Raw genomic sequence first — 21,701 nt, forward strand, 5'->3', positions numbered from 1 at the left:
AACGGGCGCCGGCGAAGCGGCGCCCGGGTGGTCCGGCGGAGGGCGGGTGCGGGTCCGGCGCGGCGCTGGCGGCCGGCCGGATCGGGGCGCCGCACGCGGCGGCGGCCCGCTCAGTGCTGCAGGCGGATTTCGACGCGGCGGTTGCTGGCGCGGCCTTCCGGCGTCGCGTTGGACGCGACCGGATCGGCCTTGCCGCGACCCGAGACCGTCAGCGAGTCGGTCTTCAGGCCGTGCGCCTTCAGGTACGTCGCGACGGATTCGGCGCGGCGCTTCGACAGCGCGAGGTTGTAGTCGTCGCTGCCCACCGAGTCCGTGAAGCCGGTGACGCTCACCTGCGAGTACGTGTGGTCCGCGCGCTCGCTCAGCAATCGGTCGAGCGATTCGCGCGCGGTCGGGGCGAGCGTCGCGTGGTCGGTCGCGAACAGCGCGTCGCCCGACAGGTTCACCTGTTCGACGACGGCAGCCGCCGGCGCGGCGGCCGACGCCGCTTCGGCCGGCGCGGCGCCGCACTGGAACACGAGCGTCGCGGGATCGGATTTGTCGCGCAGCGCGCGGGCCGAGTCGACGGCACGCACCGGCTCTTCGCCGCAAATCTTGCGGGCGGCCTTCATGCAGGTCTGCGGGCCCGACAGCAGGCCGTGGCAGTCCACCTGGAAGGTACGCACGCCGTCGCGCGGCTGCAGTTCGGAGGCGCTGAAGGTCGGGCCGGATGCGGTCGAGCACGCGGCGAGGGCCGTTGCGGAAAGTGCGAGCGCAAGAGCGAGTTTGTTCACGGTTACATCCTCAATGCTTGGGTTGACTGAAGCCCGCCACGGGGGGCGCGGCGGGCTCGTCTGGCCGTCGGGGCCGCCGCGGGCCGTCCGGCTGGCGAGCCGGACGGCCTGGCGGCGCGACGCGTTACTTCCACTGGTACAGCATGCCGGCGCCGATCACCTTCTGACCGCCGCTGAAGCCGCCGTTGATCGACGCCTTCAGGTTCTCCGTGATGCGGGCCTGCATGTTGACCGCCATTGCCTTCTGGCCGAGGAAGGTCGACGTACCCACACCCATCCCGAAGTTGGCGTCGCGATCGAGCTGCGGGATCGATGCCATCGCGCCGACGGCCGCGATACCCTGCTTCGCCATCTGGTCGGTCTGCTGCAGTTGCGAACCCAGCGAGTTGATCTGCGCCTGCTGGCCCGACAGTGCCGTCGACAGCGTCGTCTGCACCTGCGTCAGCTGGTTCACGTTCACCGCGTCGGTGCCTTGCGTACCCGGCGCGACGTTGATGACCTGGCGCTGCTGCGTGTCGTTGCCGACCGATACGACGTTCTGGCGGTTGCTGTCCGTCGAATTGGCGCCGATCGCCACCGAGTTCGAGCCGGCGGTGACCTTCGGCGCATCGCTGCCCGTGCCGTTCATGTCGGCCGCGACGCCGTTGCTGTTGGCGGCACGCGTCGTGTTGTTGTTGATCGTCGTCGACAGCTGGTTCAACGTGTTGTTGATGTTGTTCACGCCGGTCGACAGCGACGCCACGTTGCTGTTCGTCGTGCTCAGGCCGGTGGACAGCGAGCCGATGCCGGTCGAGGTCGACGTCGACAGCGAGTTGACGTTGCTGTTCGTCGCGCTCAGGCCCGTCGACAGCGAGTTGATCGCGGTCGAGGTCGACGTCGACAGCGAGGCCACGTTGCTGTTCGTCGCGCTCAGGCCGGTGGACAGCGAGTTGATGCCGGTCGACAGCGATGCGACGTTCGATGCGGTGGACGTCGACAGCGTGTTGAGCGCGCTGTTCGTCGCGTTGAGCTGGCTGCCGTTGATCGCGTCCGTGCTGCTGGCCGAGATCCGGCCGGCCGCGACGTTCGTGATCTGGCGTTCCTGGCCCGGGGCGCCGACGCTCACCACGCCGACCGGCGAAGTGCCCTGGAAGAAGTACGTGACGCCGCCGATCGTGGCGCTCGACGTCGGGTTCGCGGTGCTCGTGACCGAGTTCGCGCCGAGTGCGATCGAGTTGGCGACGTTGGCCTGTGCGTTCGTGCCGAAGGCGAGCGCATCCGCGGCGGTTGCCTTCGCAGCCGAGCCGTAGGCCTGTGCGCCGACGGCGTTGGCCGTGGCCTGGTTGCCGAGCGCGATCGTGTTGTCGGCGAGCGCCTGGTTCGAGCTGCCGAGTGCGAGCGCGCTGGCGCCGTTGGCGGTGTTCGCGTTGCCGAGCGCCACTGCGCCGTTGCCGGTCGCCGTGTCGTTCGCGCCCATCGCCACCGCGCCGGTACCCGTTGCGATGCTCGGGTCGCCGATCGCGACTGCGCCGTCGCCGGTTGCCGTGTTGCCGGAGCCGATCGACACGGCCTTGCCGCCCGTTGCCGATGCGTTCTGGCCGATCGCGACCGCACCTGCCGTCTGTGCGTTCGAACCGTCGCCGACCGCCACGCTGCTGTTGCCGGCTGCGCTGGCGTTCACGCCGGCCGCGAGGGCGTTGATGCCCGTCGCGCCCTTGTTGTCGTAGTTGCCTTGCGTCGTGCCGTTGTCGTTGACGCTGTAGTAGTGCGTCTTCGCGTCATTGATCGCGGTCGAGGTCGAGGTCGACAGCGACGACACCGAGCTGTTCGTGCTGCTCAGGCCGGTGGACAGCGAGCCGATGCCGGTCGACGTCGACGTGGACAGCGACAGGATCGTGCTGTTCGTGCTGCTCAGGCCGGTGGACAACGAGTTGATGCCGGTCGAGGTCGACGTGGACAGCGAAGTGATCGAGCTGTTGGCCGACGAGAGACCGGTCGAGGTCGAGGTCGACAGCGACGTGATCGAGCTGTTGGCGGACGACAGGCCGGTCGACGTCGAGGTGGACAGCGACGACACCGAGCTGTTCGTGCTGCTCAGGCCGGTAGACAGCGAGTTGATGCCGGTCGAGGTCGAAGTCGACAGCGACGTGATCGAGCTGTTGGCCGACGAGAGGCCGGTCGAGGTCGAGGTCGAGAGCGACGACACCGAGCTGTTCGTGCTGCTCAGGCCGGTGGACAGCGAGTTGATGCCGGTCGAGGTCGAAGTGGACAGCGACGTGATCGAGCTGTTGGCGGACGAGAGGCCGGTCGAGGTCGAAGTCGACAGCGAGGTGATCGAGCTGTTGGCCGACGAGAGGCCCGTCGAGGTCGAAGTCGACAGCGACGTGATCGAGCTGTTCGCCGACGACAGACCGGTCGAGGTCGAGGTGGACAGCGAAGTGATCGAGCTGTTGGCCGACGACAGGCCCGTCGAGGTCGACGTGGACAGCGAAGTGATCGAGCTGTTTGCCGACGACAGACCCGTCGAGGTCGAGGTCGACAGCGAAGTGATCGAGCTATTAGCCGACGACAGGCCGGTCGACGTCGAGGTCGACAGCGACGTGATCGAGCTGTTGGCCGACGACAGACCGGTCGACGTGGAGGTCGACAGCGAAGTGATCGAGCTATTGGCCGACGACAGACCGGTCGACGTGGAGGTCGACAGCGACGTGATCGAGCTGTTAGCAGAGGACAGACCGGTCGAGGTCGAAGTCGACAGCGACGTGATCGAGCTGTTGGCCGACGAGAGGCCCGTCGAGGTCGAAGTCGACAGTGACGTGATCGAGCTGTTAGCCGACGACAGGCCGGTCGACGTCGAAGTCGACAGCGAGGTGATCGAGCTGTTTGCCGACGACAGGCCGGTCGACGTGGAAGTCGACAGCGAAGTGATCGAGCTGTTAGCCGACGACAGGCCGGTCGAGGTCGACGTGGACAGCGAGGTGATCGAGCTATTGGCCGACGACAGACCCGTCGACGTCGAAGTCGACAGCGAAGTGATCGAGCTATTAGCCGACGACAGGCCCGTCGAGGTCGAAGTCGACAGCGAAGTGATCGAGCTGTTGGCCGAGGACAGACCGGTCGAGGTCGAGGTCGACAGCGAAGTGATCGAGCTGTTGGCCGACGACAGGCCGGTCGACGTGGAAGTCGACAGCGAAGTGATCGAGCTGTTAGCCGACGACAGGCCGGTCGACGTGGAAGTCGACAACGAAGTGATCGAGCTGTTGGCCGAGGACAAGCCGGTCGAGGTCGAGGTCGACAGCGAAGTGATCGAGCTGTTGGCCGACGACAGACCGGTCGAGGTCGAGGTCGACAGCGACGTGATCGAGCTATTGGCCGACGACAGACCGGTCGAGGTCGAGGTCGACAGTGAGCCGATCGAGCTGTTAGCCGAAGACAGGCCGGTCGACGTCGAAGTCGACAGCGAGGTGATCGAGCTATTGGCCGACGACAGGCCAGTCGACGTCGAAGTCGACAGCGAGGTGATCGAGCTGTTAGCCGACGAGAGACCGGTCGAGGTCGAGGTGGACAGCGAAGTGATCGAGCTGTTAGCCGACGACAGACCCGTCGAGGTCGAAGTCGACAGCGAGGTGATCGAGCTGTTAGCCGACGACAGACCGGTCGAGGTCGAGGTCGACAGTGACGTGATCGAGCTGTTGGCCGACGACAGGCCGGTCGAGGTCGAGGTCGACAGCGAAGTGATCGAGCTGTTAGCCGACGACAGACCCGTCGAGGTCGAGGTCGACAGCGAAGTGATCGAGCTGTTAGCCGACGACAGACCGGTCGACGTCGAAGTCGACAGCGAAGTGATCGAGCTGTTTGCCGACGACAGACCGGTCGAGGTCGAGGTCGACAGCGAAGTGATCGAGCTGTTAGCCGACGACAGACCGGTAGACGTCGAAGTCGAGAGCGAAGTGATCGAGCTGTTGGCCGACGACAGACCCGTCGAGGTCGAGGTCGACAGCGAAGTGATCGAGCTGTTAGCCGACGACAGGCCGGTCGAGGTCGAAGTCGACAGCGAGGTGATCGAGCTATTGGCCGACGACAGGCCAGTCGACGTCGAAGTCGACAGCGAGGTGATCGAGCTGTTAGCCGACGAGAGACCGGTCGAGGTCGAGGTGGACAGCGAAGTGATCGAGCTGTTAGCCGACGACAGACCCGTCGACGTCGAAGTCGACAGCGAGGTGATCGAGCTGTTAGCCGACGACAGACCGGTCGAGGTCGAGGTCGACAGCGACGTGATCGAGCTATTGGCCGACGACAGACCGGTCGAGGTCGAGGTCGACAGCGAGGTGATCGAGCTGTTCGCCGAGGACAGGCCGGTCGACGTGGAGGTCGACAGCGAAGTGATCGAGCTATTGGCCGACGACAGACCCGTCGACGTGGAAGTCGACAGCGAGGTCACTGAACTGTTGGTCGAGCTCAAGCCCGTCGACAGCGACGAAATGGCGCTGGTCGCGGTACCAACCTGTTGGGCGACCGAATAGAGCTGGCTGCCGTTGATCGCGTCGGTGCTGGACGACGTTACCTGGCCAGCGGCGACGTTGGTGATTTGTCGCTCGTTGTTCGGGCTGCCGACGCTAACGGTGCCGACCGGCGCGGTGCCTGCGAATCCGCTGAACGTGACGCCGCCGACGGTCGCGCTGCTCGTGGCCGTGGCCGTGCCGGTCTGCGAACCGGCGCCGAGCGCCACGGAATTGCTGTTGCCGGCGGAGGCGCCGTTGCCAATGGCAATGGCATTGTTGGCGCTGGCGACGGCGCCGGTGCCGATGGCGACGGCGTCGGTGCCGGTCGCGGTGCTGTCGGCGCCGGTCGAGTTCGCGTGGAAGTACTTGATGCCCTGGCTGTTGATGTTGTTGATCGCCGAGCCGACGCTGTTGGCGGTCGACGTCGTGCCGTTCGCGTTGTAGGTCGTGTACGCCGGCGCGGAAACCGTCCCGGTCGTCGGGTCGTACGTGGACCCGCCGCCGAGTGCAGACGCCGTGCTGGTGCCAAGGTTGTTCGTCTTGGTCGTAATCGTGCTCAGGCCGGTCGACAGCGAGCCGATCGAGCTGGTGGCCGACGAGAGGCCGGTCGACGTGGAAGTCGACAGCGAGATGACCGAGCTATTGGTCGACGAGAGACCGGTCGACAGCGAGCCGATCGAGCTGGTAGCCGACGACAGACCCGTCGACGTGGAAGTCGACAGCGAGGTAACCGAACTATTGGTCGACGAGAGGCCGGTCGAGAGCGAGCCGATCGAGCTGGTAGCCGACGACAGACCCGTCGACGTGGAAGTCGACAGCGAGGTGACCGAGCTATTGGTCGATGAGAGGCCGGTCGACAGTGAGCCGATCGAGCTGGTAGCCGACGAAAGACCCGTCGACGTGGAGGTCGACAGCGAGGTGACCGAGCTATTGGTCGACGAGAGGCCCGTCGACAGCGACGTAACCGAGCTAGTCGTCGACGAGAGGCCGGTGGACAGCGAGCCGATCGAGCTGTTGGCCGACGAGAGGCCCGTGGACGTCGAAGTCGACAGCGACGTGACCGAGCTGTTGGTCGACGAGAGGCCGGTGGACAGCGAGCCGATCGAGCTGTTGGCCGACGACAGGCCGGTGGACGTCGAAGTCGAGAGCGACGCAACCGAGCTGTTGGTCGACGAGAGACCCGTCGACAGCGACGTAACCGAGCTATTGGTCGACGAGAGGCCAGTGGACAGCGAGCCGATCGAGCTGTTGGCCGACGAGAGGCCCGTGGACGTCGAAGTCGACAACGACGTGATCGAGCTGTTGGCCGACGACAAACCGGTCGAAGCCGACGTCGACAGGCTCGTGATGTTCGACGTCGTCGTGCTTGCAACCGCGTAGAGCTGGCTGCCGTTGATGGCGTCGGTGCTGGTCCCGCTGACGAGGCCTGCCGCGACGTTCTGGATGCGGCGCTCCGCGTTCGGCTGGCCGACGCTGACAATGCCGCCCGTCGGCGTCCCGGCCTGGTAGTTGCCGAAACTCTGGCCGCCGATCGTGGTGCTGTTGACGGCGGTGTTGCCGCCGGTCGTCACCGACGCGGCGCTGCTCGTCACCGAGCTGCTGCCGAGCGCGACCGAATTCGCGACGTTCGCGGTCGAACCGACGCCGATGGCGATGGCGTTCGAGACCGACGCATTCGCGTTTTGTGCGAACGCGATCGAACCCGAACCCGACGCGGTCGCGTTCGAGCCGAAGGCCGTCGCATAGTTGTTCGAGGCCACGGCGGCGGAGCCGACGGCGACCGAGCCGGAGGCGCCGCTGGCCGTCGAGCCGTTGCCGAGCGCGAGTGCGTCTGCGCCTGTCGCACGCGTGGTGGCGGCGAAGCTGCCGACTGTACCGAGCGCAATCGCGCCAATGCCCGTCGCGGTGGCGGAATTGCCGATTGCGACGGAGCCGTTCGTGCCCGTCGCGTTTGCGGAACTGCCGATTGCAACCGCGCTGTTGGTTGCCGTGCTGCTGTTGCCCAGCGCGACGGAGCCGGTGCCGCTCGCCGAATTGCCGTTGCCGAGCGCAAGCGCACCGGAACCGTTGGACGTGTTGTTCGCGCCGATTGCCAGCGCACCCGTACCGGTTGCGCTGTTCGGATCGCCGATCGCAACGGCGCCGTCGCCGCTTGCGACCTGGCCTCGGCCGATGGCGACCGCGCCGCCGCCAGCCGTCGCGCCGTTCGCGGTGGTGCCGGACGAGCCGATCGCCACGTTCTGGCCCGTCGCGCCGGAGGTGACACCGTCGCCTTGCGCGATGCCGTATGCGCCATTGACGGTCGCGCCGCGGCCGACCGCGATCCCCGACGTGGCGCTCGACGTCACCGACGACTGCCCGCCGATTGCGATACCGTCCGACGCGGCCGACTGAGCGCCCTTCGTGGCGTTGCTACCGATTGCGATCGAGCCTGCGCCCGATGCGAGGGTCGAGTTTGCCTGCGACAGCGGCGTCGTGCCGTTGCCGCCCGCGCCACCGATTGCGACCGAGTTCAAGGCGCTCGCCGTCGAGCCGAAGCCGAGTGCGGTTGCACCGGCGCCGCTGGCGGTGGTTTCGAGGCCGGCCGCGACGCCCCACAGGCCGGCCGATGACTGCATGCCGGTGGCAACGGCGCCATTGCCGTTCGCCTGCGCGAAGGCGCCATAGACGGTGACACCGGTCCAGCCGTTGCCGTTGGAGTTACATCCGGCCACGACCGAATACGTACCGGAGCCGTCGCCGGCCTGGTTTTGCGTGCCGCCCGGGTTCACGCGGCCGACCGCGCTGTTGCTTCCCGTGAAGCAGGTCTGCTGTGTGTTGATTGTGTTGGCTTCGGCGAGCCCGGGCAGGCTGATCGCCAGCGCCGCGACTGCGGCGACCACGACAGCCGACTTGTTCGGCTTGCCCCGTGCCGAATCGATTTCCGATGCGGCGACCCACGCGCCGAGCGCTTCGTTCCAGATCGAGCGGTATGTGCGGTTCATGTCCTGCTACCTCCAAATATGCACGCCACACACCGGTCTCTTTCGTTAGAGGAATACTCCGTGCGCTCGCGCGAATCTCAAAATTGATGGGCGGAGTTTATTGGAGGAGGATTTTTCAGATTGATAAAAAGTGATAAATGGAGGGTTTTGAAAGTTAAAAGATGGTTAATACATCGTGTTTTGATGTATCGACGAAGAATGTATTGGAAAGATGTAAGAATGTTTAGTGTAGGGTTTGGAGTCTCCTGGCTCTAGCGTATTTTTCTTATAAAAATCAATGTGTTACATTGGTTTTGTGCGGCAGGTAACACATACAAGGCACTCAATTGTAAGACAAATGAAATAGCAAACGTTTGCGAGATAAGCAAATCTTTCTAGATTGTAATGTATGTGGATGTGCAAATTGATAATATGAGCACTATCTTATTAATTTGTTAATTCTAAATTTGTATCTCGATTTTCTATTGGCTTATCGGATTAACTGTAAATCAATTTAATTTAAAATTTCTGACATTGGACTATGCTGATTTGCGCATCTCGTTCGCTGCGATGGCCCGTGCGACGGGCGTTCCGGGCCGGTCGGCTCGTCGAATTTGTAAAAAAGTGCTACAGGGCTGTGGGCCGGATCGTCATCATTCATCTTTCGAATTTGTCCTATTGACTATTTCGGTAATGGTGACAATAGGGCGGGGTTCGAAGACGGGGCGAATCCGTCACGGAGGCGTGTCCTGCGTCAGCGGTGCGTCTGCTGGCGACAGGTTGTTAAAGACGCTGTCTGGCGTCGGCGCTGGCGTCCCCGAATCGTCAAATTCAGGGTGCGACAATTTGTCTGCGCACCCTGAAGCGCGGAAGAAAAAGGGCGGGAGTGAATGTGTCGGGCGCGCCACATCCGGCAGGTGGGGGCAGGTCGGTGCGGGCTTCGGGTCGCGCCGGCGTTTCGATCGTCGAGGGTCGTGACCCGGTTGCGCGATCGGGCAACCGGGCCATCGTCCGGAACGGCTTCGTTACTTCTTGAGAAACCGCAGCGCGAGCCGCGCCATGCGCGGTACGAACCTCGGACGCAGCAGGCGCTTGTCGTAGCCGGCCATCCGCCGGTCGTTCTCGGCGAGGCACAGTTCGATCAGCTCGCGCGGATCGAGCGCATCGCCGATGTCCCCGGTGCCGGTCGCAGGGAAGTTCGCGTCACGCGCGACGCCGTCGGAATCGATGCCGCGCGCAATGCCGATGCGCTCCCGGATCAAATGCACCCACACGGCCGCGACCCGCGCGAAGAACCACGGCCGGCGCCACCACGGGAGCGAGCGCCAGTACCACGCGTACCAGTTCACGAAGAACAGGATGTGGCGGCCTTCTTCCTGGATCACGGGTTCGAAGGTGTCGACGAGTTCGGGCGGGAAATAGCCGGAGCGCTGCGCGGAACGGAACAGGCCGAATGCGAAGAAGCTGTCGATGCATTCGCTGAAGCCCGTGACGATCCACCACCACTCGGGATCCTTCGGCGCGGGGTACGCCGGCTCGGGGGCGAGCCGGATGCCGTATGCGCCGACGAGCTTCGACAGCACGACCTTGTGGCGGGCTTCCTCGCCGCCGTCCATCTCGAGCGCGCGGCGCAGCAGCGGATTGCCGATCGTCGCCGCATAGGTTGCCACGCGGATCGATGCGCGGCCTTCGGTCTGCACCGCGATGTCCCAGATCGGCAGCGACGTGAGCCGTTTGAGCTCGGCGGGCCGGAGCGCCGGCCAGTCGATCACCGCCGGCTTGTACGGGTTGTGTGTGTCGAGCAGCATGCGGCAGAACATCTGCATGTGCGCATCGGAACCGATCCGTACCGGGCCTTGCCTGTCGAAGGTCCAGTTGCGCATTGCGTGATCTGCCGCTGCATGCGCTTCCTGCAGCGTGTCACTCATGGCTGTTGTCATACGTTTACGGGTCGAAAGATTCTTGCATAGCTTCCGTAAACGCGTATTTTCGAGCGGCCATGTGCACGCCGGCCCGGCGTGCGTCACGCGTTCGTGTCGACCCAGAGGCGGCCCCAGCGGGACGCGTAGGCCAGCGCGTGTTCTTCCTCGAAGAAGAAATCGATCGCGTCGAACGAAACGGCGCTCGGCGACGGGCCTCCGCTCGCCTTCTCGATCGTCAGGTTGGCGGCGAACAGCCCGTTCGGCAACCGGGCGGCAGCGGGGGCGACTTCGTAGCCCTTGTAGCGGATCGTACGGTTCATGGCGTGCGCGGAGAGAGTTCGGAGGTTCAGCGTACGAAAACCCGCCCGCGGCGTGAACCAATCTTTCGGCCAATGCAAATCACGCGGCGGCCCGAATTCTTATCGACGCGGGGAAAGGGCGGCAGGGAGAAGCGTCGACGGACACGGCGCGCGGCCGCACGTCCGGATGTGCGCCGCCCGCGCCGGCGAATGGAGTCGGCCGGGCGCGGGCGGTGGAAGGCGGGGAAATTACTGGTTGGCGATCTTCAGCACGGGTGCGAGCGCATCGACCGATGCCGCATGCGAGGCCGCGCGATGCGATGCGAACGCGAGCGCGAACTCGGCCGCTTGCGTGCCGACCGTCTCGAGCTGCGCGACGACCTTCGGATCCGAGCAGCTGTCGGCACTGTCGAAGCGTGTTTCGAGCGTGTTCACGGTCGCGCCGAACGGCGTCGGCCAGCCGCGCAGCGCATGCACGATTGAACGCAGCGACGTCAGTACGGTGCCGGCCGCCTGCCAGCCGTACGCGGTGACGATCAGGCCGACCGCGCGTCCGTCGAGATACGGGCGATCGTCCGCGCGCAGTTCCTCGAGCGTGTCGAGCGCGTTCTTCACGAGGCCGGAGACGCCGCCGTGATAGCCGGGCGTCGCGATGATGATTGCGTCGGCCTGGCGCACGGCGTCGATCAGTTCGCGCTGCGCGTCGGTCAGCGTTTTGTGTTCGGGAGCGTAGTGCGGCAGCGTATGCAGGAACGGGCCGTCGAACAGGCGCGTGCGTGCGCCGGCCGCTTGCGCACCGCGCAATGCGAACGACAGCGCGCGTTCGGTCGACGACGCTGCCCGGGTGGTACCGCCAATGCCGACGACGAACGGGCGGCGGTGTTGATCGAATGCAGTCAAGGGGCGCTCCTTGGGGATGGCTTGCCCGGCTAAGCACAGGCTTAAAACCAGATGGTAACGACCCCGTCGCCACTCTGAAAACGACTTTTCGTTCTATCGATATGCCGCAAGGCAGGGGCAATCGTGTGCGTGGCCGCCCAGATCGATAGCAGAAATGCTTGGTTGGGACGGCGGGCCGCGGTCGATAAGATGGGCCCGTCTCCTCCATGATGTCTCTACTGACATGGGTTGGCCCCGCCGCGCGGATGCAGGCGGGGCTTTTTTTCGTCCCGGTCAGGAAAAGGGGCGCGATACGCGGGGCCGTGGCCCGTTACTCGAACACCGGCCGGAAGAAGCTGCGCTCGTAGCTCACGATGCAGCGCGTTTCCTCCGCGTAGCGGAACGCAGCCTGGCAGGCCGGATCGTCCATCGAGCGTTCGCGGTAGCGCTCGTATTCGGCGAGGTTCGGGAACGAGAACATCGCGAGCGCGATGTTGTTCGCGCCTTCGGATGGCAGGAAGTAGCCGTGATGCGTGCCGCCGAATTTCTCGACGAGCGGAATCCACATCTTGCCGTAGGTTTCGAACTGGTCGAGCTTGTACGGATCGATGACATAGCGAAGGAAGCAGGTGACCATGAGCGCGCTCGGAGCGGTGATGATCCAGCGAGTCTGGAGGGCGCCGCCGCACGTGTCAACGGCGCATGCCGATGCATGATCCGGCCGTCGGATGCGTTGCTTGCGCAAACAACGATCGGCTCGCTTTCATGCGTTCGCCGCGACCCGCGCAGCGCCGCGGCACGTGCCGTTTCAACCGTCGCTCCCGCACGCATTTCCCCAAACTTTTACGACATTTTTTCTTGCGAGGGCGGTCGGCGCGCTCATAGACTTCGGGCATCCCAACCACGGAGCATGGCAATGTCGATACCCTGGAACGCGATCGCCGAATACACACCTGCCGCGCCGCCTTCCGTGTGCGCCGATCGGGTGATCGTACGGCGTTTCGATCCGGCCTTCGACAGTTATGCACAACTCACGCCGATGCTGCATCGCGCGTTCGCGCGGCTCGGCGCGATGGGACTCAACTGCACGTGCGTCGACCAGAGCGAAGACGTCACGCGTCGCCGCGCGGAAGCGGGCGAGTGCTACGTCGCCGTGTGCGGCGGGCGCGTGATCGGCACGGCCACGCTGTATGCGACCGATCCGTCGTCGGCGTGCTCGCTGTACCGGCGCGAAGGCGTCGCGAGCGTGCGGCAGGTGGCGGTGGACCCCGATTGCCAGAGCCGCGGGATCGGCGCGCTGCTGCTGTCGTTCGCCGAGCAGTGGGCCGCGTTGCGCGGCTATACGCTGCTCGCACTCGATACGCCGCATCCCGCTTCGCACCTGCTCGCGTTCTACGGTGCGCAGGGTTTCGAAGTCGTCGACGTGATGCGCTTCGACGGCAAGCGCTACGACAGCGCGATCCTCTGCAAGCGGCCCGTCGCGCATGTCGCGCGCCGCGTGTCGCCGGCGTCGCGCATGGCCGCGCGCGTGGCGGCCGTGCGGCGTCTTGCTTATGCGTTGCCGTCGCGCGTGGCCGCGGTGGCCCGGCGCGACCTGCGCGTGCGACGTGGCGCAGGCTGGGCGGCGCGACGCGCGGCCGGCGCCGCGAGTTGCCGCTCGTCGCCGTGGCGCCCGCGCCAGCACGGACGCTACACGTTCGGCTGAACGCCGCGCGCCGGTTCGTTTTCCTGCTTTGCCGCGTAAACGTCGGATGAGCGGAGTGTGGCGCTCCCGCTCGTGTACGGCCCTTGAGACACCCCCGCCGCGCCGCGGCGAAACGGACGTTTACGCGCTTTTTATACCCTGACGCGATCCTTTGCCGCGATCTTCACGCGAACCTTCATAAGATGGTTTCGTGGAAACGGAAGCCGCACGCGAAAACGCGCGACGGCAGCCGGCTCGCCTGACCGATGCCGGCTGCCGTTGCCTGAGCGCGCCGGCAAAAGGAAACCGCCATGTCTCTCTCACCCATGACAGGCCCGCGCGCCGCGCAGCCCGGCCATCCGCGCACGGCCGTGCGCTCGATGTTCGATCCCGCGCTCGTGCGCCCGGCGATCGCCGATTCGTTCAGGAAACTCACGCCGCGCACACAGTTCCGCAACCCGGTGATGTTCTGCGTGTATGTCGGCAGCATCCTGACGACGATCCTGTGGATCGCCGCGCTGTTCGGCCAGGCCGAAGCGCCCGCCGGCTTCATCGTCGCGATCGCGCTGTGGCTGTGGTTCACCGTGCTGTTTGCGAACTTCGCCGAAGCGCTTGCGGAAGGGCGCTCGAAGGCGCAGGCCGCATCGCTGCGCAGTGCGAAGCACAACGTGGTCGCGAAAAAGCTCGCGGCGCCGCGAGCGAAGGCACCCGTCGAGGTGATGGCGTCGACCGACCTGCGCAAGGGCGATGTCGTGCTCGTCGAAACCGGCGACACGATCCCGGCCGACGGCGACGTGATCGAAGGTGTCGCGTCGGTCGACGAATCGGCGATCACCGGCGAATCCGCGCCGGTGATCCGTGAGGCGGGCGGCGACTTCTCGTCGGTGACGGGCGGCACGCGCGTGCTGTCCGACTGGATCGTCGTGCGGGTCGCCGTCAATCCGGGCGAAGCGTTCCTCGACCGGATGATCGCGATGGTCGAGGGCGCGAAGCGCAAGAAGACGCCGAACGAGATCGCGCTGACGATCCTGCTCGTCGCGTTGACGATCGTGATGCTGCTCGCAACCGCCACCTTGCTGCCGTTCTCGACGTTCGCGGTCGAAGCGATGAAGGCCGGCCACGTCGTGACGATCACCGCGTTGGTGGCGCTGCTCGTGTGCCTGATCCCGACTACGATCGGCGGGTTGTTGTCCGCAATCGGCGTGGCCGGGATGAGCCGGATGATGCAGGCGAACGTGATCGCGACGTCGGGCCGCGCGGTGGAAGCGGCCGGCGACGTCGACGTGCTGCTGCTCGACAAGACCGGCACGATCACGCTCGGCAACCGCCAGGCGTCGGCGTTCGTGCCCGCGCCGTTCGTGACCGAGGAAGCACTGGCCGATGCCGCGCAGCTGTCGTCGCTCGCCGACGAAACGCCGGAAGGCCGCAGCATCGTCGTGCTCGCGAAGCAGCGTTTCAACCTGCGCGAGCGCGACATGCAGGCGCTGCATCCGGTGTTCCTGTCGTTCAGCGCGCAGACGCGGATGAGCGGGGTCGACCTGTTCCCCGCAGGATCTTCCCCCGGAGCGCCCGGCCGCGAGATCCGCAAGGGCGCGGCTGATGCGATCGCGCACTACGTCGAATCTCACGGCGGCCGTGTCACGCGCGAAGTCGAAGCGGTCGTGACCGACATCGCGCGTCGCGGCAGCACGCCGCTCGCGGTGGCGGAGCGAGTCGACGGTGTCGCCCGCGTGCTCGGCGTGATCGAGCTGAAGGACATCGTGAAGGGCGGCATCAAGGAGCGCTTCGCGGAACTGCGCAAGATGGGCATCAAGACCGTGATGGTGACGGGCGACAACCGGCTGACGGCCGCGGCGATCGCGGCGGAAGCGGGTGTCGACGATTTCCTCGCGGAAGCGACGCCGGAAACCAAGCTCGCGACGATCCGCGAGCACCAGGCCGCCGGCCGCCTCGTCGCAATGACGGGCGACGGCACCAACGACGCGCCGGCGCTCGCACAGGCCGATGTGGCGGTCGCGATGAACACTGGTACGCAGGCGGCGAAGGAAGCCGGCAACATGGTCGACCTCGACTCGAACCCGACGAAGCTGATCGAGATCGTCGAGATCGGCAAGCAGATGCTGATGACGCGCGGTTCGCTGACGACGTTCTCGATCGCGAACGACGTCGCGAAGTATTTCGCGATCATCCCGGCCGCATTCGCGACGACGTATCCGCAACTGCGCGTGCTCGACGTGATGCATCTCGCGTCGCCTGCATCGGCGATCCTGTCGGCGGTGATCTTCAATGCGCTGATCATCGTCGCGCTGATCCCGCTCGCGTTGAAGGGCGTGCGTTATCGCCCGCTCGGCGCGGCGCCGTTGCTGCGCCGGAACCTGCTGCTGTACGGCCTCGGTGGCGTGCTGCTGCCGTTCCCGTTCATCAAGCTGATCGACATGGTGCTGGTGGCATGCGGATGGGCCTGAACATGGGCGCGCATGACGCACCGGACGAAGGCGCTGCCGGATGAGCGAACCGACCGTCGTCATCGTGATCGTCGACGAAGACAGGTTCATCCGGCATTTCGTCCGTGTCGCGCTGAAGGCCGAACACATGGACGTCTGCGAGGCTGCGACCGGCGCTGCGGGCGTGGCGGCCGTCGGCGCGCGCCGTCCCGACCTGATCGTCGCGGACACGAACCTGCGAGACCTCGGCGGTACCGAGCTGATCCATGCGCTGCGCGCGCACTCGGCCGCGCCGCTGATCGTGCTGTCGGCACTGAGCGCGGAAAGCGACAAGGTGGCCGCGCTCGACGCGGGCGCGGACGACTACCTGACCAAGCCGTTCGGCGCCGCCGAGCTGATCGCGCGGATTCGCGCGCACCTGCGGCGACAGGCCGGCGGCGGGCGCCTCGACGCGGTGCGCGTGCGCTTCGGCGACGTGACCGTCGATCTCGGCGATCGCCAGGTGCTGCGCGGCGGGGCGCGCGTGCATCTGAGCCCGATCGAATACCGGTTGCTGGCCGTGTTCGCGCATCATGCGGGCCGGCTGCTCACGCACGACCGCCTGCTGAACGAGGTGTGGGGCACGGCGCACGGCAAGGATGCGCACTACCTGCGCGTGTATGTCGGCCATCTGCGGCGCAAGCTGGAGTGCGATCCGCGGCGGCCCGCGTACATCGTGACGGAGACGGGCGTCGGCTACCGGCTCACCTGCGCGCGCTAGCCGCGCGCTCAGGGGTTCGTGGCCGTCCGCAACTCGTCGCTCGCCACGCCGTTCGAACGGCGCAGCTGCGCATCGAATTGCTGCACGCGCAGCGCGACCCGCTGCGCATAGCGCTTCGTGCCGCCGTTGTAGCGCACGAGCGCGGTTTCGACGTCGCCGTCCGCGTCGTCGAGATAGCCGCGGAAGATGGCCGCGCCGATCCGCACGTTGGTGGCCGGGTCGGACAGATCCTTCACATGCGCAACGAGATCGCGATGGGCGGTGGGCAGCACCTGCATCAACCCGCGCGCGCCGGCGACGCTGACCGCGTGGCGATCGAAGCCCGACTCGACCGCGATGATCGCGAGCAGCAGCGCCGGTGCGAGCCCGTAGCGATCCGATTCGGTCTGCACCGCGCGCGCGATCGTGCGTGCGTCGGCATACGCGATGTGAAAGCGGTTGCGCAGCGCCGTGACGATCGTGTCGAGGGTGGGGGGAGGCGATGCTTCGGGCGTGCTGGCGGCGGTGATCGGCGCCGCGGGCGTGTCGTCGGCATGCGCGGGCAATGCGATCGACAGCGATAGCGCGATCGGGAATGGCAGCAGCAGCCGCTTCAGCCGCAGGGCCGGGCGCACGCGCGTGCGTGGCAGCAGCCGGTCATACGATGGATAGGTTTCCTGCATGTCGTCGCATCGTGGTTCCGATGCGACGACTGTACGCAGTTATGCATTGCGACCGTCGAAAGAAACCGGCACCCGAGATAAACGGCGCGTAAAGACGGGCGGCGACCGCTTTGCGTCACTCGTCGCGGCCGCGGGTGTCGCTGCCGCCTTTCGCGAGACGCCATGCAATCGTGCCGAGCACGCCGACCGCGACGACCAGCGCGCCCCACAGTACGTAGCGGCGCGGTGCGTCCGTATCGGCGGCCGGCGCCGGCGCGACCGCCGATACCGGCAGCGCCGCGCCGACGCGCGCGGGCCGCACTTCGGGCGCCATGCCGACCAGCAGTGCGTCGCGGCTCACGGCCGACGACACGAGCGACGCGTCGCCGACGCCGAGCGTAAACGGCGGCGTGCCGCGCGCGACGAACGTCAGCGCGGCAGGATGCCAGCCGATCGCGACGGCCGGCTGCCCGCCGCCGAATCCGCCGTTGCGCATGTCGACGACGATCCGCCACGTGCGATCCGAATTCGCCGCGAACTCGAGCGGCGGATTGCGCTGCTCGCCGGCCTTGCCCTGCAGCCGGAACAGCACGGCACCCGCGACGTCGCGCCACGGCGCCTGCGCGTCGGTGCGGCTCTGCAGCGTCGCGCGTGCGACGGTGTTCGGCTGCGGCAGGTCGATGCGTACGCGGTCGACCGGATACGCACCGTCGGTGTCGAACAGGTATTCGCCGGGTGCGCCGCCGGCCCGCACGCGCACGGCGTTGCGCCATTGGCGCGGTACCGACGCGGTGTCGGTACCGCGCGTGTCGCGCGGGTGCGTTTCGACATCGATCGACGCGATCGCGGGTGCGCCGTCGAGCCAGTCGAGCCGCAGGTAGCGCGGCGCCGCGCCTTCGAGCGCGATACGCTCCTGCACCAGCATGTCGTCGCCGTGGCCCACCTTCAGCAGCTGCGTGCTGCCGAGCGACCGCCAGCTGCGCAGGTCGTCGCTGGCTTCGACGGCGACACGCCCCTGGTAGCTGTCGTCGCCCACGTGCACGAGCAGCGCGTCGATGTCGCCGTCCGCGTGCGACAGGTCGACGAGATCCGCGCCGTGCTTCGCGCGCACCGGTGCGGCGACGCCCGCGCGCAGCGCGCCGTCCGGGCCGACGGTCACGCCGAGCGGTGCATTGCCGTTGTCGGCGCGGGCGGGCGGCAGCGGGAACCAGTGCACCGGCGTGCGCTTCGGCGGGACGGCGGGCGCCGCCGCCGCGGGGGCGTCGAGCGAATACGGGACCGGCTCGCCCGCGCCGTTGAAGATGCGCACGTCACCGAGATCGTCGCGCCGGCTCGCCGCATAGACGGGCTGCGGCACGGTGAGCTGGTAATACGCGGCGGTGCCGTCGAGATCGAGCGAAAAGCGCTGCGCGACGCGTCCGTCGGCCGCCGCGAACGACGCGAGCAGGCCCAGTCCTAGCAGGGTGGCGAGTCGCTTCATGCTTTGTCGTCCTGCTGCGCCGCAGCCTTCGGCGGCAGCGGCGAGAAATAGCCGATCAACAGCAGCAGCACGCCGATGCCGATGAACGACACGATGCGCTCGATGCCGGTGACGTGCGACAGGTCGAACAGGAACAGCTTGACGACCGTGAGCGCGAGCAGCGCGGCGCCGACGAACCACAGCGGACGCAGCCCGCGGCGCGTGGCCCAGATCGTGATCGCCAGCGCACAAAGCGTCCAGTACACGGACACCGACGCCTGCACCAGCGTCGATTCCGCCATCGCGCCGAGTTCGTACGGCACGCCGGCCCAGTGATGCAGCGTGCGCAGCAGGATCGCGTTCAGCCACAGGAACGCGGTCGCGCCGGCCGCGCTCAGCAGCTCGACGCGATAGTTGCCGAACGACCAGCCGAGCTTGCGTGCGCGCACGAACCACGATGCGGCGAGCGCATAGACGACCGCGAGCACGAGGTCGAGCGGGTTGAAGAGCGGCACGCGCGCCCAGCCTCCGCCGTCCTGCGTGAAGTTCGCGTAGAACGTCCACACCCACATCACGACGATCAGCGGCAGCGACGCGAGCGCGCACACGCGGGCGATGCCGTCGCGGCGCGTCAGCCACATCCCGGCGAACGCGAACAGGCTCCAGCCGACCATGAACACCTGCTGGATGCCGAACGACGAGAGCACGGTGTCGACGTCGTAGGCCAGGTGGAAACGGTGGTGCAGCGTGCGCAGCATCAGCGCGTTGAACCACAGGAATACGGTGGCGATGGCCACGTAGTCGACGACGCGCGGATGCCATGCGATGCCGAGCGTCCGCAGGCGGCGCAGCCATACGGCGAACGCGACGAACACCAGGAACTGCGCGATGTCGAGCGGGTTGAGCAGCGGCAGCCAGAAGAGCGGCGCCGCGTTGCCGTCGCTGATCACGCTGGCGAGGCTCCACAGCCACAGAAGCGCGGCGAGCGGTGCCGCGCCCCACACCTGGTATGCGCGCGGGAACGCCGCGACGGGCCAGCGCAGGCGCGAGCCGGGGCCCGACACCAGCAGGAGCAGCGCGCCGAAGCCGTAGGCCCACGCGCTCCAGCTCCACGCGCCTTCAGGCACGTATGCGCGCAGGCGCCAGAAGCCTTCGAGCGACAGCAGCCCGCACAGGGTCCAGAACATCAGCGTGTGCAGCGGCGCGATGATGCCCGCGGCGATGGATGGCACGATGCCGGGCGTCGAGCCGTTCGCGGAATCGGCGCTTGCCGGGCCGCGCGACTGGCGCCACAGCAGCGCGAGGCCTGCGCCGACCGCGACGGGCCACGCGAACGCGCCCAGCCCCGACAGCGGCGCTTCATGTGCATCGAACGCACGCAGCGCGAGCAGCGCCAGCACCGGCGTCAGCGCAAGTGCGGGCCATTCGGCGAGCGGCCACGCCAGCCGGCGGCGCGCGACGTGCGCGAGCCACGCGGTGCCGGCCGCGAACAGCGCGGTCGTATCGACGACGAAGCGGTCGGCATGCAGGTCGACGTGACGGCTCGCGTAGACGAGGATCTCGTGCAGGCCGCCGCTCACCCACCACAGCAGCCCCCACGCGGCGGCGGCGGCGCCGATCTCGGGCATCCACGCATGCCATGCACGCGCTTCGCTGCGCCCGTGCAGCCACCAGCCGGTGAACAGGCCGGCGAGCGCGATCAGCAGCATCGCGATGTACGGGCTGTTGAGCACGGGCAGCGCGGTGGCGTCGGACGGCCCGAGCAGGCTCGTGAAGAATGCGCCGGCCGCGGCAACCTGCATCAGCAGCCCGAAGCCGAACCGCAGCATGCGCTTCTCGCGCACGCCGAGCCACACGACGGCCGCGCCTTCGATCGCCCACGCGGCGCTGGTCGTCGGGCCCGAGAACGCGAGCGGCACGGCCAGCGTCGCGAAGGTCACCGCGAGCGCGAGCGTGGATTCGAACAGCAGCGCGAGGCGGTCGCGGCGCCGCGCGAGCCACGCGGTGACCACGACGTAGAACGCCGACAGCGCGACGGCGCTCCACGCGAGCCCGAACGGCATGTCCTTCACGAGCGACGCCTGCAGCGCGGTCGCGACGATCGGCGTGCCGAACACGAGCGTGCCGTCCACGTAGTGCCGCAGCGCGAGCTCGCGCTTCACCGCATACAGCAGCGCGATGCCGACATACATCAGGAAGAACAGGATGAGGAACGGCTCGGTGCTCGCGAACAGCGCGGGGCGGTAGGCGGTCACGCCCCACGCCGAGCCGATCGTGAACGTGAACACGAAGCCGAGCAGGTTCAGCGGGCGCCAGGCCTTGAACCACGCGATCGCGAAGATGCCCGCGTTCAGCAGCGCGTAGTAGCTGAACAGTGCGACATGGTTGCCCTGGCCGGTCGACAGCAGCACCGGCGCGAGAAAGCCGCCGGCGGTGCCCATGAACGCGAGCGGCAGGGCGTTCTGCCGCACCGCGAGGAACGCGCTCAGCGCGCACACGGCGACCATCAGCGGGAACGCGGCGCCGACGGGCAGCAGCGCATAAAGCTTGGTCGCGGCGAAGATCGTCAGGTACAGGATGCCGACGCCGCCGCCCTGCAGCACGAGCCCGTACGCCGCGCGGCGCGCACGCACGCGCCAGCCGATCGCGAGCAGCGCGGCCGCGGCGAGCGCGGTTCCGGCGAGGCGGAATTCGATCGGCAGCATGTTGTTGTCGGCCGCGTACTTGAGCAGGAACGCAACGCCGAAGAACAGCACGACGATCCCGACGCGCACGACCGTGTTGCCGCCGAGCAGCCAGTCGCGCGCGGCGCGGAATGCGCGCTCGGCGATGCCGGGTTCGCGCGGCTTGGGCGGTGCGGGCGGAACCGGCGGTGCGGCAGGCGTTTCGCTCGCGCGGGGCGCGGCCGGTGCAGGCGCGGCGGTGCGAACCGGTGCGGGGGCCGGTGCCGATGCGGACGCCGGAGCATCCGCACGTGCGGCGGCCGGTTGGGCAGGTGGGCTCGGCGGCAGGGCGGCCGAAGGCGGGACGGGTGCGGATGCAGAGGCGGTGCCGGTGGGCGCGTGCACGGTCGCGTCGGTCGTGGCTGCACCGGCTTTCGCGCCGGCCAGCTGGCCGCGCAGCGACGCGATTTCGCGCGTCAGCGTGTCGACGGTCGCTTCGAGGCGCGCGACGCGCTCGGCCAGCGGAACCGGCGGTTGTGCGGGCGGTGCCTGCATCGCGAACGTATCGGATGTCGCGCCCCTGGCCTTGCGCTTGCGCTGTTGCAGCGTGTTGTCGAGGCAGAACCCGATCGCGGCGCCGAGCACTGCGCCGGTAATGGCGGAGAAATCCCCGATCAATGCGGCAATCCCGCCCACGATGAAGCCGATTGCGGTAAAAGCCCAGTTCATCTCG

At 67.2% G+C, this 21,701-nt stretch carries 12 protein-coding genes; 3 read left to right on the forward strand and 9 right to left on the reverse strand.

What is annotated here, in order from left to right:
- Positions 1-110: 110 nt before the first annotated feature.
- From BDI24065_RS00435 to BDI24065_RS00460, 6 genes are all read right to left on the reverse strand, one after another.
- Positions 111-773 (reverse strand): OmpA family protein, encoded by a 663-nt coding sequence (locus tag BDI24065_RS00435; protein WP_175029512.1) that lies wholly within the window; start codon positions 771-773, stop codon positions 111-113.
- 124 nt (positions 774-897) lie between these two features.
- Positions 898-8,238, reverse strand: a complete 7,341-nt coding sequence (locus tag BDI24065_RS00440; RefSeq protein WP_175029704.1) for an ESPR-type extended signal peptide-containing protein — start codon at positions 8,236-8,238, stop codon at positions 898-900.
- Positions 8,239-9,242: 1,004 nt separating this feature from the next.
- On the reverse strand, positions 9,243-10,145 hold the full coding sequence (locus tag BDI24065_RS00445; RefSeq protein WP_175029513.1) for a ferritin-like domain-containing protein: 903 nt from the start codon (positions 10,143-10,145) through the stop codon (positions 9,243-9,245).
- Between the two features lie 95 nt (positions 10,146-10,240).
- On the reverse strand, positions 10,241-10,459 hold the full coding sequence (locus BDI24065_RS00450) for a transcriptional regulator (RefSeq protein ID WP_175029514.1): 219 nt from the start codon (positions 10,457-10,459) through the stop codon (positions 10,241-10,243).
- A 228-nt stretch (positions 10,460-10,687) separates the two neighbouring features.
- Complete coding sequence (locus BDI24065_RS00455; protein ID WP_027790596.1) at positions 10,688-11,338, reverse strand: NADPH-dependent FMN reductase; 651 nt, start codon at positions 11,336-11,338, stop codon at positions 10,688-10,690.
- 310 nt (positions 11,339-11,648) lie between these two features.
- Positions 11,649-11,954 carry an NIPSNAP family protein gene (locus BDI24065_RS00460; RefSeq protein ID WP_175029515.1) on the reverse strand — a complete coding sequence of 102 codons (306 nt, stop codon included), beginning with the start codon at positions 11,952-11,954 and terminating at the stop codon, positions 11,649-11,651.
- A gap of 279 nt (positions 11,955-12,233) precedes the next feature.
- Between BDI24065_RS00460 and BDI24065_RS00465 the strand changes: the two genes are divergently transcribed.
- From BDI24065_RS00465 to BDI24065_RS00475, 3 genes are all read left to right on the forward strand, one after another.
- On the forward strand, positions 12,234-13,022 hold the full coding sequence (locus tag BDI24065_RS00465) for a GNAT family N-acetyltransferase (protein WP_175029516.1): 789 nt from the start codon (positions 12,234-12,236) through the stop codon (positions 13,020-13,022).
- Positions 13,023-13,381: 359 nt separating this feature from the next.
- On the forward strand, positions 13,382-15,466 hold the full coding sequence (gene kdpB, locus BDI24065_RS00470) for a potassium-transporting ATPase subunit KdpB (RefSeq protein WP_175029705.1): 2,085 nt from the start codon (positions 13,382-13,384) through the stop codon (positions 15,464-15,466).
- A 40-nt stretch (positions 15,467-15,506) separates the two neighbouring features.
- Positions 15,507-16,205, forward strand: coding sequence for a response regulator (locus BDI24065_RS00475; RefSeq protein WP_175029517.1), 699 nt, complete (start codon positions 15,507-15,509; stop codon positions 16,203-16,205).
- A gap of 8 nt (positions 16,206-16,213) precedes the next feature.
- Here BDI24065_RS00475 and BDI24065_RS00480 read toward each other — a convergent pair whose 3' ends face one another.
- From BDI24065_RS00480 to BDI24065_RS00490, 3 genes are all read right to left on the reverse strand, one after another.
- A complete protein-coding gene (locus BDI24065_RS00480; protein WP_175029518.1) occupies positions 16,214-16,867 on the reverse strand; it encodes a lytic transglycosylase domain-containing protein in 654 nt (217 codons plus the stop codon).
- A 115-nt stretch (positions 16,868-16,982) separates the two neighbouring features.
- Positions 16,983-18,326 carry a DUF3999 domain-containing protein gene (locus tag BDI24065_RS00485; protein ID WP_175029519.1) on the reverse strand — a complete coding sequence of 448 codons (1,344 nt, stop codon included), beginning with the start codon at positions 18,324-18,326 and terminating at the stop codon, positions 16,983-16,985.
- Positions 18,323-21,697, reverse strand: coding sequence for a DUF2339 domain-containing protein (locus BDI24065_RS00490; RefSeq protein ID WP_175029520.1), 3,375 nt, complete (start codon positions 21,695-21,697; stop codon positions 18,323-18,325). The genes BDI24065_RS00485 and BDI24065_RS00490 overlap by 4 nt, the downstream gene beginning before the upstream one ends.
- Positions 21,698-21,701 lie beyond the last annotated feature (4 nt).

It is taken from the genome of Burkholderia lata, assembly GCF_902499025.1.
Taxonomy (GTDB): domain Bacteria; phylum Pseudomonadota; class Gammaproteobacteria; order Burkholderiales; family Burkholderiaceae; genus Burkholderia; species Burkholderia lata_C.